Here is a 14,394-nt window from a genome sequence, read left to right on the forward strand (position 1 = left end):
CAGCTTTAAGCACGCTGGCCTGAATTGAGTCCTAGCCGGCCTCTAGTTTCGCGCTTATTGCTTAAAGCCAAAGGTGCGTGTGAACACAGCAACTATAAGCGTAGGTCAAATCGGCGATCATCTGTCGAGCCTCTACAAATACTCCTCATTGTTGCAACTCGCGCAGCTCGCCTCCTTCTCGCTCAAGGCGCTCAAGGTAGGTAGTGGCATCCAGCAACTGGTACGGAAAGTAGAGGCCTGGCGAGGTTGGCGGTTGCCCATCCAGGCCAAGCAGTCGCTCAAGAATCATTGCAACGCTCAAACCGGTCAACGGTGCAGCGCCTTGCGGGTGGACGACGGCGTGACGCGTGCGCAATGGCTTGCCGTGCAAGTCATCACCCGCGACTTCGATGATGATCTCAGTCGACATCGGCAAATTCTGGCGCCGGGTCGAGCTGGTCGCGATGGCCATATTGAATTGGACATTCGGCGCACCTGTCGCTGCAGCCAGACCAACAACATCAATGGATGAAAACCCGTTCGCGTCGATTTCCGTGCCGTCCACCGCACGGAAGCGGGTCCTGGAATCCTCGCCTTCTCGCCACACATAAATACCCTCACGCCGTGTCAGTGCAGCAGGCAGCATTCGGTTCAGGTGTTCAAAATCGGTGGCGACTGTTGGGCCCCCGGTATCCTGCTCATCGACCAAGGCACCGATTTTAATGTCGTCAACCCGGCCGAATGCCTTGACTATGTTCAACGTCGACACTGTTGTTGCGCCTACCATCCACTCGTAACCAAGGACGATCGGCGCTGCGTCAGGCCTGTGTATATAGGATGCGATTTCCGGCGCAATCTCGAATACACCAGAGGAGATGCTCAGGTGCGGCACGCCGCGCTTTTGCGCATAACTCAGTGCCGCGAGCGCGTGGTCCATGTAGAAGACCACGACGCCGCTGACCTGACGATCACCAAGGCCCAAGTCAGGGGCGGTGGCATCAATTACCACGCCTCGCGCGTTACCCATTTGATCTGCAGCCCGCTCGGCCTTGGCTAGATCGCGGCCACCGATCAGAAGCGGCACCTCAGGATAAACAGCGCGCAGCGCTCGGGCGGTGTGCTGGCTGATGGCGCCAGAACCGCCCATCAACAGGATTGGATTGAGTGACATAGTGTGCTCTCCTCGTTCTTTCAACTATTAGCTACCATTAGTAGGTACACTAACACTCACCCTTATTCTCGTAACCTACCATTGGTAGGTTAATTGTTTCTGGAAGCGACTACGTGCGAAAAGACAGCGAGCACCCCACACCGACACGCCGACTTTCCAAGGCTGAACGGCGTCACCAGTTATTGCAGACCGCATTACTGATCGTGCGTGAGGAGAACGCGGACCGGCTGACTTTGGGCCATTTGGCCGTCCGTGCAGGGGTCTCAAAACCGGTGGTCTACGATCATTTCGCCACACGCTCAGCGCTGCTGATCGAGCTCTACAAGTGGATTGATACCGAGCGGGTAAATGCCTTTCGCGACGCGATGGCTGGGAATATCCAGAGTATGGAGGAGACAGCCCTGATCTTGGCTAGCGCCTATATTGAGTGCGCAGCGGACAACACGGGCGAGTTTTATGCAGTTGGCGCGGCGCTGGCAGGCAGCGATGAGAAGGCAGCCGTATTTCAGGCATTACTGAATGATTGCGTACAGATGTTCGTGGACGTTCTCACGCCTTACGCGGAGTTACCAACAGACGAACTGGAGCGACGCTGCATCGGTTTGGTTGGCGCAGGGGAAGCACTCGCCGGCGCGCTAGTACGAGACCGATATGATCAGACCGACGTCATCGATGCTTTCGCTTCGCTGATCCGGGGCGCATTACAGAAAACTGACTAAAGCAGACGTACTGGCGCAGGAAGGTAGAGCGGCATCCTTGCCGTCCCCTGTTATCAAGCCATCGGCACCCGACGCTTAATCAATGCCACACGACCTATAAAGAAGCTAAGCACTGCACCCAACAGCAGCATTGCCAGTGTGCTCCACGCAGCGCGCGACAATTGCTTGGCAGCGACTTCGCCTGCCCCACGGGCCTTTTGCTCGGCTTGTTTTTTCAGTTCATCAAATTTCTGCATGGCTTGCTGATAAGCCTGTGCATAGTTGTCGACGATCTGTGAGGCTTCGTCCTTACTCTTACCGGTGCGGGCAGCAACAATGTTGATCAGCGCTTCTTTATCCGCTGCATTCAGTGCGGGCTCACCGGAGGCTTTGACCCGCTCAAACCACTGCTTCAACTGGTCATCCGCCAGGGCAGGATTGGCTGCAGCATCGGTTGCCGATTGCTTGGCGTCAGCGGCCGCTTGATCGGTTTTTTGCTCAACCTTGGCCGGGGCGAGTTCAGGCTTGCCACTTTGCTTCAGCAGGGTATCCAGTTCATCTTGCAGGCTGTTCCAATCCAGTTGGATGCCTTGCTCGTTCAGCTGCTGTTTGAGGCTGTTACCAACACCAGGTGCCGCTGCGGCGATACCCGTGCCAGCAGCAGACAAGCCCTTGCCGACAACATTTCCGGCCGTGCCCACCACACTGGCGGCCAACCCTGCCAGCAACCAAGTTGAAAGCAAGGTCGTGACAGTCCAGGTCAGCACACCGTGCAAGCCACCACGATCCGGCGCAGTTCGGCCGGCGACGAATGCGCCGAGAGCAATTGCAAGCAGCGTCGAGACAAACAGCCAGATACCGGCACCGGTCCCGAAACCACTAAGTGGATTACCCGCGTCCATCGGGTCGACAGCAGTGGCACCGATAGCCGTTCCAAGTACGCTAAGCACCAAGTAAGTCACCAAAGCAATTGCACTACCGGCTAGTACAGAACTCCAGGACACGCGAAACAGCGATGGGTTTGTTTCATAAACTGTGGTCATAGTGAGATCCTTCACAAGTGACAGGCGCAAGGCAATGTGCCTTGATCGGTGTGAGTGTGGCGAAAGGAAGGACATCCAGTCTTGGCCTAAATGCACTAACTGAATTGGTGCATTTGCACTTCACAATCGTGCTTTCTTCGCACTATCCTCACGTGAGGTTGTCGTAGCCCTATGCGCTGTTAACCGGGAGAAACTATGAGCCAGGACGCCTTCGTCAAAGAAACCAACTTCGCCCATCTGCAACAGATCATCGCCGGGCTCTCCGACGGTGTGATTTTGGCTGAGGTCGACCAGACGATACTCTGGGCCAATGAAGCCGCACTCGCCATGCACGGCGTCAGCGAAGTCAAGGCGCTCGGCGCTAACGCCAAGGCGTATGCCAAGCGCTTCGCATTGCGCTACCGCAATAATCACCCATTGCAGCTGGAAAGCTATCCGCTCTGTCGCGTCGCGGCTGGTGAGGAGTTCAGCGATGTGATCGTCGAGGTCACCCCCACTGCTGATGCAGACTATAGCTGGGTCCATCGCGTAAGCAGCCTGGTACTGCTGGACTCGCAGGGGGAGCCGGAGCTACTCGTGCTAATCCTCAGCGATGCCACCGAGTGGGCCGACGCCGAGCAACGCTTTGAAAAGACTTTCAACGCCAACCCGGCCCCCGCAGTGATCTGCCGTTTAAGCGACCTCCGTTATATCAAGGTCAATCAAGGATTCCTCGAGATGACCGGCTATAACCGCGACCAAGTGATCGGTCGCTCGGTGTATGAGCTGGACGTGCTGGAACAAGCCGAGCGCAAGGATCTGGCCATTCAGAGACTGGGCGAAGGCGAGACCATTCCGCAGATGCAGGCCGAGTTGAAACTGCCTGAAGGTGGCAGCAAGCTCGTGATTGTCGCTGGCCAGCCGCTGGACATGAACGAAGAAGACTGCATGCTGTTTTCCTTCACGGATCTGGAGCCGCGACGCAAAGCAGAGATTGCCCTGCGCCAGAGTGAGGAGCGCTTCGCCAAGTCGTTCCGACTGACCCCTGTACCGACCCTTGTCTGCAGCGCCAGCAACCGGCAGGTTCTGGAAATTAATGAAGCCTTCATGAACATTACCGGCTATACAAGCGAAGAGCTGATCGGCAAGGCCATTGAAGACATCAATTTTATCGACAGCCCCCAAGCCTGTGCCAAGCTGCTTGCCACCTTGGAGAAATCCGGAAATCTTGATAGCCAAGACCTCAAAGTGCGTAAAAAAGGCGATGAGGTTATCGACTGCGTTGTGTCCGCTGACACCGTAACCATTCAGGGGGAGCCCTGCTACCTGTTGGTGATGATGAATATCACCGAACGCAAACGCTCGGAAATAGAGTTAGTGGCGGCCATTGAAGAGGTGATGCAGGACGCATCCTGGTTCAGCCAGACGTTGATCGAGAAACTGGCCAATGCCAAGAGCTTCAATAACCCTAACCCACCGAGCATAAACTTCACTGACCTCACTGCCCGTGAGCGTGATGTGCTGGGCTTGATCTGCGAAGGACTGGCAGACAAGGCAATCGCCTCGCGCCTGAAACTGGCATCCAACACAGTGCGGAATCATGTGGCAACTGTGTATTCGAAACTGGGCGTGCACAGTCGCAGCGCAGCTATTGTTTGGGCCAGAGAACGAGGTCTATTTGCCGGTGAAGCGCGTGTCCAACCCAAGAAATAGAGTGCAAATGCACTAGCTTAACTAGTGCAAACTTCTCTTATATCCAGCGCACACCGTTGTTTACTCTTGACGAGATGGCATTGCGCCCCAGGGCTAGTGCAGCAGCCTTATGCCGTAATGATGTGATCTCCAAGAGGAATACCGCCATGAAAAGCGAACAACTTAAAGGCTCCGTAGAGAAAGTTGCAGGCAAGGCTCAGGGACTACTCGGCGACCTGACCGGAGACGAGCACCTTCAGGTTAAAGGAATTGGCCGCCAAGCCGCAGGCCAAATCCAGCAAACTTATGGTGACGCGCTGGATACACTGAGTGATTTCGCAAAAAACAAACCCTTGGCCTCCGTGGCGGTCATTGCCGGCATCGGCCTGATATTGGGGTTATTCCTGCGTCGCCGTTGAGGCTTGCGCATCCGTGGAAAACCGGGCGCAAACCAGGGTGTTGATTTGCTCCCGCCTTACCCCTGGCGTTGTGAAGTAAAGACCTGCAACCACACTGCACATCAAGGAAGCGATGCAAGCTCAACCGTGGTCTGTCTTTTGCCATGTCTTGCAACAGCCAACCCTGCACATGCCTCATCGTGCCAAACCGACTCTAAATGGTCCCGTACTCTATGGCCCACCAGCCTGCACCTTATCCTTCCAATGAGGAGGATAGAGCACTGTCGCTAGAACACCTGGCGGTGCTGGACACCGCGCCAGAACAAAGCTTCGACGACATCGTCCTGCTCGCCGCGACCGTGTGTGATGCGCCCATCGCACTGGTTTCCCTGGTCGATCGGGAGCGCCAGTGGTTCAAGGCCTGCGTTGGCCTGAACGTAGGGGAAACACATCGTGATCTAGCCTTCTGCGCCCACGCCATCTTGCTACCGCACGAAGTACTGGTGGTTGAAGATACCCTGTTGGATTCACGCTTTCGTGAAAGCGCCTTGGTCCTTGGCCCTCCTCATATTCGGTTTTATGCGGGCGCACCGATCATTGATGACAGAGGGATGGCCTTGGGCACCGTATGCGTTATTGACAGCAAACCCAGAACCTTGAGCGACAGTCAGAACAGCTCGCTGCTAGCATTGGCACGACAAACATCCGCCCTCCTGCAGTTGCGCCTACTTAACACACAACGAGAACTCCGTGAGGATGAACTAGAGCAAGAATTAGCTCACGCTGTGGCGCTGGGTGGGCAAACGGAAAAGGCGCTTGAGCATTCACAGCGTATATCTTCGTTAGGCATGCTCACGGCCAGCATCGTGCACGACTTCAAGAATCTCTTGCAGGCTTTAAGCACAAGTTTGCAGATGATTGGTCTACGTGCGCGAAGGCCTGAAGACGTCGAGCGCTTAAGCAATATAGGACTGCAGGCTGTTAATCAGGGCTGTCAGCTTGTCACCGAACTACTGGCAGGCGTTCGTCACGACAGCCGCAATATGCTGAGCGTCAACGTCGATGAACGAATCAATGCCATGCGAGATGTCTTGCTGCGTACCGCCCCGGCTGTCGACCTAAAGTTCGACCTTGATGCACCGAACGTGGCAGTGCTGTGTGAAGCCTCGCAATTGAATGCGGCGGTAGTCAATTTGCTGGTCAACGCCCGGGATGCAATGGGCGGTACAGGCAGTATCTGCATCAGCACTCGGCTTGTGTCTATCGAACAGGATGAAGTGCTGCGCCCCGGCGACTACCTGGAGCTCAGCGTGACTGACAATGGCCCGGGGATCCCACCGGAGTTGGCCGCAAGAATATTTGAGCCATTTTTCACCACCAAGCCGCCGGGCATGGGCACTGGGCTTGGCTTGGCCCAAGTTCAAGAGTTTGCACAAACCGCAGGGGGTGCGGCCAAAGTAGCACCGACCCTTGGTGCTGGAACGACAATACGTCTTTATTTAAAGGCCGCTGGATGCCTGCAACCGACTTGAAATAAGGCCGGCGCTCAGAACAATCGGCAACGAACCACGCTTCGACAACAGCCTTTTCAGCGCAGCAAATAACCGCATCGCTCAGGACGGCTGCGCGGATAAAGGCAAGCCAAAGACTTTGTCGAACGTGAGATTAAACATAAAGGTGTAGATCAGGAAAACCACAACTAGCCCCACATTCAGGGCAAGCGCATCCATCAAACCAATTTCCAGCCAATAGGCGAAAAGCGGTACTAACATGCCGAGTAAACCGGCTTCAAAACCTGTTGCATGCAGGGAGCGCCGATAGAAGGTACGGGTTCGATCAGCCTGCCGCGCCTCCCAATACTCGAACGCACCGTTCCAGCACAAGTTCCAAAGCATTGCGATAGTTGAACACGCCACCGCAAGCCAGCCCGAGTCCATCGTTTCATGGCCTAACACGGTAAGAATGAGCGTGTTGAGCGCGATGGCAAATACTTCAAAAAGGGTGACGAATACAAATTTGCGCTTGAGACCTTGCATTAATGACGGCTCTGGCACAGCGAGAGAGTGAATTGCACTATGCATACAAACTCACCGTTTGACTAGGACTGAGCCATCGCAATCGAGTTGTCGGGGGTCGGTTTCGACACCCACTCTCCAATCCGGTGCAAGCCCCCATGGCCCGACCTATTACTGTCTCGAATTGAAAACCGTGGTCTGTCCCCTATTGCTCAACTACGCTAGCTAGCATCAGAAACCAAAGGAGCATCGAAAATGGGGCCAAAGGATCCTGTTAGCGTAACGCGTAGACATTTTATTCAAGCTTGCGCAACAGCGGGTGCTTTTGGTGCATTGGGGTTTCCTAAACTGACCTGGGGAGCCGTGGATAACTGGAACGCTGGACAACTCAAGCATCTGATCCCGGCAGCAAACCATGAACGGTTCCTGCTCAAGGCATCATTTAACAGCGAATTGCCGTTCACTCCGCTTCTGAAGGTCAGCGGTCAGTCTGTACAAGGCTTCAAGACCGATTCAAGAGGACGCTTTTGGCGATTCGATGTGTCTGGCCTCAAACCTGACACAGGTTATGAGCTGCAGATCACAGACCCGGCGGGCAAAGCACTGTGCGATGCGTGGCCCTTGGCAACGTTTCCAGCGCCGGATGCTCGGCCTGACCACCTGCGGATACTGTCGTACACATGTGGAGGTGGTTTTGACAGCGCACCACTGCATGGCAAGACGACGTTTCTTGATATGGCAGTGCGCCGACGCTTGTTAGCGCGCGGTATGTCCCATCAACCCGATATCGTCATCGCCAACGGCGACCATATTTACTGGGACTTGACGACGACGTTCGCCAAGGTTGCCCCGGAGTATATGAAAAAGGAAATGTGGGCCAAGTTCGGTGAGCTGGATATCAGTGTGCCAATGATGCATCCAAAAAATGCAGAGACGTTCATGAAGGTGTGCGACTACCAAATTGCTGGGCTCTATGGCACGACCCTGCGTTCCACACCCGCTTTTTTCCCCACTGACGACCATGACCTCTTTGAGAACGACGAGTACGACTCGATCAATGTCACCCTGCCAACCGATACCTATGGCCTGCTGGGTGCCGAGCAAACCCAGCATCTTTACTACCCGGAATACCTGCCGGATGCCAATCGTCCTGTGTGGTTGCCGGGCGGTGACAGAGCGCATCTCCCAGCAGACACCAACATGACATTCGGAACCCTGCGCTACGGCTCTTTACTCGAAGCGGTGATGTACGATTGCAGACGATACGTCAACTACAAGGGCGACCACGCACAAGTTATCCCGCAGTGGGTTGAAGACTGGCTGATCAAGCGTACCGTTACCGAAGATACGGCTCACTTCCTGCATGTGCCATCGCTGCCATTTGCCTACTCTTCCGGCAAGTTGGGCGACTGGTACCCTGACTTGCTTGCCCCGGAACTCGGTAAGCTGGTGTTGTATAAAGAAAAGCCCGGATGGCAGCGCGGATGGTTCGGCCAGCACCAACGCCTGATCGGTGCCATCGCGTCCCAGGAAAAGCGCGCGCCAGCCATCATCCAGGGCGACTTCCATGCATCGGCTGCGGGGCGCATCCATCGAAGTGGCGAGCTGGATCTGCCACGTCCAGTCGATGTGATTCTCACCGGTACGCTCGGCACCGGTGACTTAGTATTCCCCTCATCTTTTCGCGCGATTGAGTCCAGGCCCTCGCAACTTATCGGTATGGAAGAAGCATTAAAAATCACCGAGAAGAACGGCTTCAGCATCATCGACATCACACCGGATAAAATGACGTTCACAATGTTCATGTATCGCCCGCCACAGGACCCTGCAGAGATTGACACGATGAAGCCTGCCTTCGTCTACGAGGTTCTGCGTAAAGCCTAGATATAAAAGGGGACAGATTTATTTTTCAGTAACTGCATTCGTCGGCATGACTACGTTAACTCTCGATGAACGTCCCGTTCACGTAGCCATGCCACTGCAGCGCTGTGCGTTTTTTCTTAGGTATTGACCGATGGTTTGCAAGCACGACGGCGATGTACCTGTTTGTACTGCCGTATGAGAGGTGCCGTAGCGGCCATGCTTATTGGCCCAGCCGTAACTTTCAGCCCCTCCCGCCCTGCTCAATCACGCCGCTTTGCCGTTGCCCCGTTGATGAATTGGAACGTCTAATCCTGTAATGCCTATGAGCAAGGGCATAGAGCGCACCTAATAATCTCGCGTACCACTTTCGTACCACTCTCCCCTCGGCAATAAAATAAAACTGCACTCAACGGTCAGTGCACAACCAACCGCCGCTAGTTGCTTTGATTCAATCAGGCCCAAAACGCAATGCTCTTGCTGCATTGCTGAAAGTAGCGTTCTAGACGAATGAATGTTTGCTCAATCGCGAACCCTAAGCTTAACTTGGCACGTTAGATTGAGGTCTTGCCTTACAACCTCGATTCGCCATATCAGGATGATAACCCCATGAAAATCTACAACCCTTTCCATGCACTGATGACATTCAGCGTGGTGGCCATTACGGCATTCAGCGGTGCTGCAATTAGTGCCGAGACCAACGAATCTGAAGCGGTTAAGGGCAGTGGTCAGGCTGTGCTGCCTTATGCTGAGCAGAAGTTCAGAGGCAGTGTAGGAACCAGCTATCTGGACTCAGACCCCGCGCAGTTCCCTGCTCCTCGCAAAGCCCCTGAAGGCGCGCCTAACGTACTATTGGTGTTGCTAGACGACGTTGGTTTTGGTCAATTCTCGGTATCCGGCGGCGGCGTGCCAGCCCCCCATATGGAAACACTGGCAAAAGAAGGCACGTTCTTCAATCGCTTTCATACCACTGCCGTGTGCTCATCAACCCGAGCCGCCCTGCTCACTGGCCGTAATCACCATGTCGCTGGCACCGGGAATATCACCGAAGTTGCCACGGGTTACGACGGTTATACCGGGATCATTCCCAAGGACACCGCGACATTCGCCGAGGTGATGCGCCAGAACGGTTATATCACTTCGTGGATTGGAAAAAACCACAACACCCCGATTTATGAAACAAGCCCTATGGGGCCATTCGATCACTGGCCTAACGGCCTAGGATTCGATTATTTTTACGGTTTCATGGCTGGCGACACAAACCAGGTAAGGCCTTACCTGTATGAGAACCAAACAGCAATTGGCACTCCAGAAGCAGACGATTACTTTCTCAGCGTGGATTTGGCCGACCACACAATTTCCTGGTTGCAACAGGCTGAAGCCATCCAGCCAGATCGTCCGTGGATGACTTACTTCGCTCCCGCTGCGACTCATGCCCCACACCAAGCACCGAAAGAGCTTATCGACAAGTTCAAAGGCCAGTTCGATATGGGCTGGGATGAGTACCGTAAGCAGACGCTTGAGCGGCAGAAAAAAATGGGACTGGTCCCTGAGAACACAGTCCTAACCAAACGTCCTGACAGCATGCCAGCTTGGGACACGCTCAATGCCGATCAAAAGCGGTTGTATACCCGCATGATGGAAGTCTTTGCAGCATACGGCTATCACGTCGACCAGCAGGTAGGTCGTGTGCTGGACTATGTCGCGACCTTGCCAGATGCCGAAAACACCATGATCATTTATGTCATCGGTGATAACGGAGCTTCTGCCGAGGGTGGGTTTGACGGCACATTGAACGAGAATGCCTTCTTCAATGGCCATCAGATGACCTACGAGCAGATGATGGGCAAGATCGATGAGATTGGCACCCAGGTGCATTTCAACCACTTCCCAGCAGGCTGGGCATTGGCCATGGACACACCGTTCCAGTGGACCAAGCAAGTGGCCAGCCACCTTGGCGGTACCCGCAATGCCATGCTGGTGAAGTGGCCAGCCAAGCTCAAGCATGTTGGCGGCGTTCGCTCGCAATTCACTCACGTTATCGATATCGGACCCACCATTCTCGCTGCGGCTGGCATTGCTGAACCACGCAGTGTCAATGGAACGGTCCAGACACCTATTGAAGGACGCAGCTTTCTGAGTGCACTGGATAATCCCGATGCCAAGGAATTCCGTACCAGCCAGTACTTCGAGATGTTCGCTAACCGTGGCATTTACAAAGACGGCTGGTGGGCGGGCTCCATGGCGTTTGAACCTTGGCAATCCACTCGGGGGAAATTCGACCCAATCACTGCAAAGTGGGAGTTGTATAACCTCAATGAAGATTTCAGCCAGGCCAATGACCTCGCCGAGAAGTACCCTGAAAAACTGCAAACATTGGTTGCCCTTTGGTGGGCAGAGGCTTCTGCCAACAAAGCATTGCCACTGGATTGGCGAGGTGCGGAACGCTTTAGCTCAGAGCTGACCGGCAAGCCGAATCTTGCCGCCGGGCGCTCTAAATTTGTTTATCCAGTGCCTGTCGTTGGCTTGCCCGAGGCTTCAGCACCTGACCTGAAAAACAAATCCTTCGCAGTAAGTGCCAAGGTCAAAGTTGAAAGCAGTGCCAGCGGCATGATCTTCACCCAAGGCGGTAATACCGGAGGCTGGGCCTTCTATATGCAGAACGGCAACTTGGTGGCCGCACATAACTTCATAGATATTGCACGTTACTCAGTAACTAGCGATAAACCCGTCGAAGCCGGCGATCACGAGCTTCGCATGCAGTTCACCTATGGCGGCGGTAAAGAAACCGGCAAGAGCGGAACCATAGCCCTTTCGGTCGACGGGCAGAGCGTAGGCACCGGCAAGATTGAACAAACCTCACCCTTCAAGTATTCGTTGTCTGAAAATCAAGACATCGGCATCGATACCGGAACGCCGGTAACTGAGGACTATCAAACGCCATTCAAGTTTGAGGGTAAACTCAAAGAAGTGGTGGTTGATTTAGCGCCTTAATCTGGCGTGCACTGAAATTGTAAACACCATTCCAAGGTCGCTTGAGCAAATCAAGCGACCTTGTTTCTTTCGAAAGCAGTTGCGCAGTACGAACTCATTTTTCGCACTGTCTACTTTTGGTCAAAACCACCCAAACCGCACACCGTGCGCTGATATCCATTTAACGATATAACGGACAACAGTGGTCAAATCACAGCGAATTAGGGGACAACGAATTAGGGGACAGACCACGGATTAACCAAACCGTAACCCTCTTCAGCCTCTCAACTGTCCCTGACTCAGCTCGTAAACCATGGCCCGACCCATTACTGCCTCGAATGGAGAACCGTGGACTGCCCCTATTGCGCGCTTGGACGTGTTGTTTTCGGGCGAACGCTTGACGCTCTTGATAGACTTGAAATCTATCGCGCTTGATGTGGATCTAAACCACGAAGCTAATTGCACAAATCGAAAGCGGTATATCGCTACTCTACGCTTATAAAGCGCCCCGAAACCTACCGATTACACGCAGAGCAAAATGCCTCAAGATACCGCCTCAAAGCCAACAACCACGCCGCCTAACCTGTCCCGCCGCTTTAGTGTGGCACCTATGATGGACTGGACGGACCGCCATTGCCGCTACTTTCTGCGGCAGTTGTCGGCGCATACCTTGCTGTATACCGAGATGGTCACCACCGGTGCGTTGCTGCATGGTGATACGCAGCGATTTTTGCGTCACGATGTGGCCGAGTATCCGCTGGCGTTACAGTTGGGCGGCAGCAATGCAGCGGACTTGGCGGCGTGTGCCAAGCTGGCTGAGGATGTGGGTTACAACGAAGTGAATCTCAATGTCGGCTGCCCCAGTGACCGGGTGCAGAACAATATGATTGGTGCCTGCCTGATGGCGCATCCGCAGTTGGTGGCCGATTGCGTCAAAGCCATGATCGACGCGGTTGATATTCCGGTGACGGTGAAACATCGCATCGGCATTGATGGTCGCGACAGTTATGCCGAGCTGTGTGATTTTGTCGGCACCGTTCGCGACGCAGGCTGCAAGAGCTTCACGGTACATGCACGAATTGCGATTCTCTCGGGTCTATCGCCGAAGGAGAACCGCGAAGTACCGCCCTTGCGTTACGACGTAGCGGCGCAGTTGAAGAAAGACTTCCCCGATCTTGAACTGATCCTCAATGGCGGCATCAAAACCCTCGAAGACTGCAAGGCCCACCTTGAAACCTTCGATGGTGTGATGCTCGGTCGTGAGGCGTACCACAACCCTTACCTCTTGGCTCAGGTTGATCAGGCGCTGTTTGCCAGCGATGCGCCGGTAATCAGTCGCATGGACGCCATGTTGAGTATGCGTGACTATATTGCCCGGCACTTATTGGAAGACCGTGCAGCGATGCACCACGTTACGCGACATATGCTTGGCTTGGCTCAAGGCTTTAAGGGCGCACGGCGCTTTCGCCAATTGCTCTCAGTGGATATTCATAAAGCCAGTGACCCGCTGGCATTGTTCGATCAAGCCGCTCAATTGCTCCAAGGACATTGAGCCCAGATTCACCCTCGGGTAATGTCAGGGGATCTGCAACGACAAGGGTTCGTCATGACTAGCAAGCTCGATCAACTTAAGCAGTTCACTACCGTAGTCGCTGATACTGGCGATCTAGATGCTATTGCCCGCCTGAAGCCGGTCGATGCAACCACCAACCCATCGCTGCTGCTCAAGGCTGCGTCGATGCCGCGTTATGCGGACCTGCTGAAAAGCTCGGTTGAAGGCTGTAATGGCGACCTGAACCTTGCCTGCGACCGTTTTGGCGTTGCCGTTGGCCAAGAGATTCTGAAGATTATTCCAGGGCGTATTTCGACCGAAGTCGATGCACGCCTCTCCTTTGATACCGAGGCGACACTGCGCCGCGCTGAGCGGCTGGTTGAACTCTATGACAAAGCCGGGATTAGTCGCGAGCGCATCTTGATCAAAATCGCCTCCACCTGGGAAGGCATTCAGGCCGCTGAACAGCTTGAGAAAGCCGGCGTGCAAACCAACCTGACCTTGCTGTTCTCCTTTGCCCAGGCTCAGGCCTGCGCCGATGCGGGCGCGTTCTTGATCTCACCTTTCGTAGGACGCATCTACGACTGGTTCAAGAAAGCTGAAGGCTGTGATTTTGTTGGCATGGCGGACCCCGGCGTGCAATCGGTTACGCGCATCTACAACTACTACAAGGCCAACGGCTACAACACCGTGGTTATGGGTGCGAGCTTTCGCAACCTCGGCCAGATAGAGCATTTGGCCGGCTGTGATCGCCTGACCATCAGCCCGGACCTGCTGCAGCAACTGGCCGATGATCAAGGCAACCTGGAGCGCAAGTTGAACCCCGGTGCGAACAGCGAAGCCAAGCAGACCCTGACCGAAGCGCAGTTCCGTTGGGCGATGAACGAAGATCCAATGGCCACTGAAAAGCTGGCAGAAGGTATTCGTCAGTTTGCCAAGGACCAACAAAAGCTTGAGCTGTTATTGAGTCAATAAGTATTACTTGGGGTGGGCACGCTTCGCGCTGCCAGACCCTAGGGAGCGCACACAAAAAA

The 14,394-nt window shown here is 54.5% G+C and carries 11 protein-coding genes; 8 read left to right on the forward strand and 3 right to left on the reverse strand.

From position 1 onward, the window contains the following. Positions 1-145: 145 nt before the first annotated feature. Positions 146-1,150: an NAD(P)-dependent oxidoreductase gene (locus AACY09_RS01270; RefSeq protein ID WP_339485593.1), complete on the reverse strand. Its 1,005-nt coding sequence runs from the start codon at positions 1,148-1,150 to the stop codon at positions 146-148. A gap of 113 nt (positions 1,151-1,263) precedes the next feature. Between AACY09_RS01270 and AACY09_RS01275 the strand changes: the two genes are divergently transcribed. Then, on the forward strand, positions 1,264-1,869 hold the full coding sequence (locus AACY09_RS01275; RefSeq protein WP_339485594.1) for a TetR/AcrR family transcriptional regulator: 606 nt from the start codon (positions 1,264-1,266) through the stop codon (positions 1,867-1,869). A gap of 53 nt (positions 1,870-1,922) precedes the next feature. On the opposite strand, the gene AACY09_RS01280 is transcribed toward AACY09_RS01275, so the two are convergent. Continuing rightward, entirely contained in the window at positions 1,923-2,891 is a 969-nt protein-coding gene (locus AACY09_RS01280) for a hypothetical protein (protein ID WP_339485595.1), read from the reverse strand. Between the two features lie 195 nt (positions 2,892-3,086). Between AACY09_RS01280 and AACY09_RS01285 the strand changes: the two genes are divergently transcribed. The 3 genes from AACY09_RS01285 (at position 3,087) to AACY09_RS01295 (ending at position 6,492) form a co-directional block, all read left to right on the forward strand. Then, positions 3,087-4,583 carry a helix-turn-helix transcriptional regulator gene (locus AACY09_RS01285; RefSeq protein WP_339485596.1) on the forward strand — a complete coding sequence of 499 codons (1,497 nt, stop codon included), beginning with the start codon at positions 3,087-3,089 and terminating at the stop codon, positions 4,581-4,583. A gap of 146 nt (positions 4,584-4,729) precedes the next feature. Then, positions 4,730-4,981 (forward strand): CsbD family protein, encoded by a 252-nt coding sequence (locus AACY09_RS01290; protein WP_339485597.1) that lies wholly within the window; start codon positions 4,730-4,732, stop codon positions 4,979-4,981. Positions 4,982-5,193: 212 nt separating this feature from the next. Further along, positions 5,194-6,492 carry a sensor histidine kinase gene (locus tag AACY09_RS01295; RefSeq protein WP_339485598.1) on the forward strand — a complete coding sequence of 433 codons (1,299 nt, stop codon included), beginning with the start codon at positions 5,194-5,196 and terminating at the stop codon, positions 6,490-6,492. Between the two features lie 81 nt (positions 6,493-6,573). Here AACY09_RS01295 and AACY09_RS01300 read toward each other — a convergent pair whose 3' ends face one another. Further along, positions 6,574-7,041, reverse strand: coding sequence for a PACE efflux transporter (locus tag AACY09_RS01300; protein ID WP_339485600.1), 468 nt, complete (start codon positions 7,039-7,041; stop codon positions 6,574-6,576). 189 nt (positions 7,042-7,230) lie between these two features. Between AACY09_RS01300 and AACY09_RS01305 the strand changes: the two genes are divergently transcribed. From AACY09_RS01305 to tal, 4 genes are all read left to right on the forward strand, one after another. Then, positions 7,231-8,859, forward strand: a complete 1,629-nt coding sequence (locus AACY09_RS01305; RefSeq protein ID WP_339485602.1) for a twin-arginine translocation signal domain-containing protein — start codon at positions 7,231-7,233, stop codon at positions 8,857-8,859. Between the two features lie 585 nt (positions 8,860-9,444). Next, entirely contained in the window at positions 9,445-11,829 is a 2,385-nt protein-coding gene (locus tag AACY09_RS01315; protein WP_339485604.1) for an arylsulfatase, read from the forward strand. Between the two features lie 517 nt (positions 11,830-12,346). Continuing rightward, the gene (gene dusA, locus AACY09_RS01320; RefSeq protein WP_339485605.1) at positions 12,347-13,360 is read left to right on the forward strand and encodes a tRNA dihydrouridine(20/20a) synthase DusA; all 1,014 of its coding nucleotides are present in this window, start codon (positions 12,347-12,349) and stop codon (positions 13,358-13,360) included. 54 nt (positions 13,361-13,414) lie between these two features. Further along, positions 13,415-14,335: a transaldolase gene (gene tal, locus AACY09_RS01325; RefSeq protein ID WP_339485607.1), complete on the forward strand. Its 921-nt coding sequence runs from the start codon at positions 13,415-13,417 to the stop codon at positions 14,333-14,335. Positions 14,336-14,394 lie beyond the last annotated feature (59 nt).

The sequence above is a fragment of the Pseudomonas sp. EL_65y_Pfl2_R95 genome (assembly GCF_963971045.1).
In the GTDB taxonomy this organism is placed as follows: Bacteria; Pseudomonadota; Gammaproteobacteria; order Pseudomonadales; family Pseudomonadaceae; genus Aquipseudomonas.

What these genes read in the sequence shown, in the direction of transcription:
- AACY09_RS01270 (WP_339485593.1), bottom strand. Translation starts at nt 1,150, where the DNA reads ATGTCACTCAATCCAATCCTGTTGATGGGCGGTTCTGGCGCCATCAGC.
- AACY09_RS01280 (WP_339485595.1), bottom strand. Translation starts at nt 2,891, where the DNA reads ATGACCACAGTTTATGAAACAAACCCATCGCTGTTTCGCGTGTCCTGG.
- AACY09_RS01285 (WP_339485596.1), top strand. Translation starts at nt 3,087, where the DNA reads ATGAGCCAGGACGCCTTCGTCAAAGAAACCAACTTCGCCCATCTGCAA.
- AACY09_RS01290 (WP_339485597.1), top strand. Translation starts at nt 4,730, where the DNA reads ATGAAAAGCGAACAACTTAAAGGCTCCGTAGAGAAAGTTGCAGGCAAG.
- AACY09_RS01295 (WP_339485598.1), top strand. Translation starts at nt 5,194, where the DNA reads ATGGCCCACCAGCCTGCACCTTATCCTTCCAATGAGGAGGATAGAGCA.
- AACY09_RS01300 (WP_339485600.1), bottom strand. Translation starts at nt 7,041, where the DNA reads ATGCATAGTGCAATTCACTCTCTCGCTGTGCCAGAGCCGTCATTAATG.
- AACY09_RS01305 (WP_339485602.1), top strand. Translation starts at nt 7,231, where the DNA reads ATGGGGCCAAAGGATCCTGTTAGCGTAACGCGTAGACATTTTATTCAA.
- AACY09_RS01315 (WP_339485604.1), top strand. Translation starts at nt 9,445, where the DNA reads ATGAAAATCTACAACCCTTTCCATGCACTGATGACATTCAGCGTGGTG.
- dusA (WP_339485605.1), top strand. Translation starts at nt 12,347, where the DNA reads ATGCCTCAAGATACCGCCTCAAAGCCAACAACCACGCCGCCTAACCTG.
- tal (WP_339485607.1), top strand. Translation starts at nt 13,415, where the DNA reads ATGACTAGCAAGCTCGATCAACTTAAGCAGTTCACTACCGTAGTCGCT.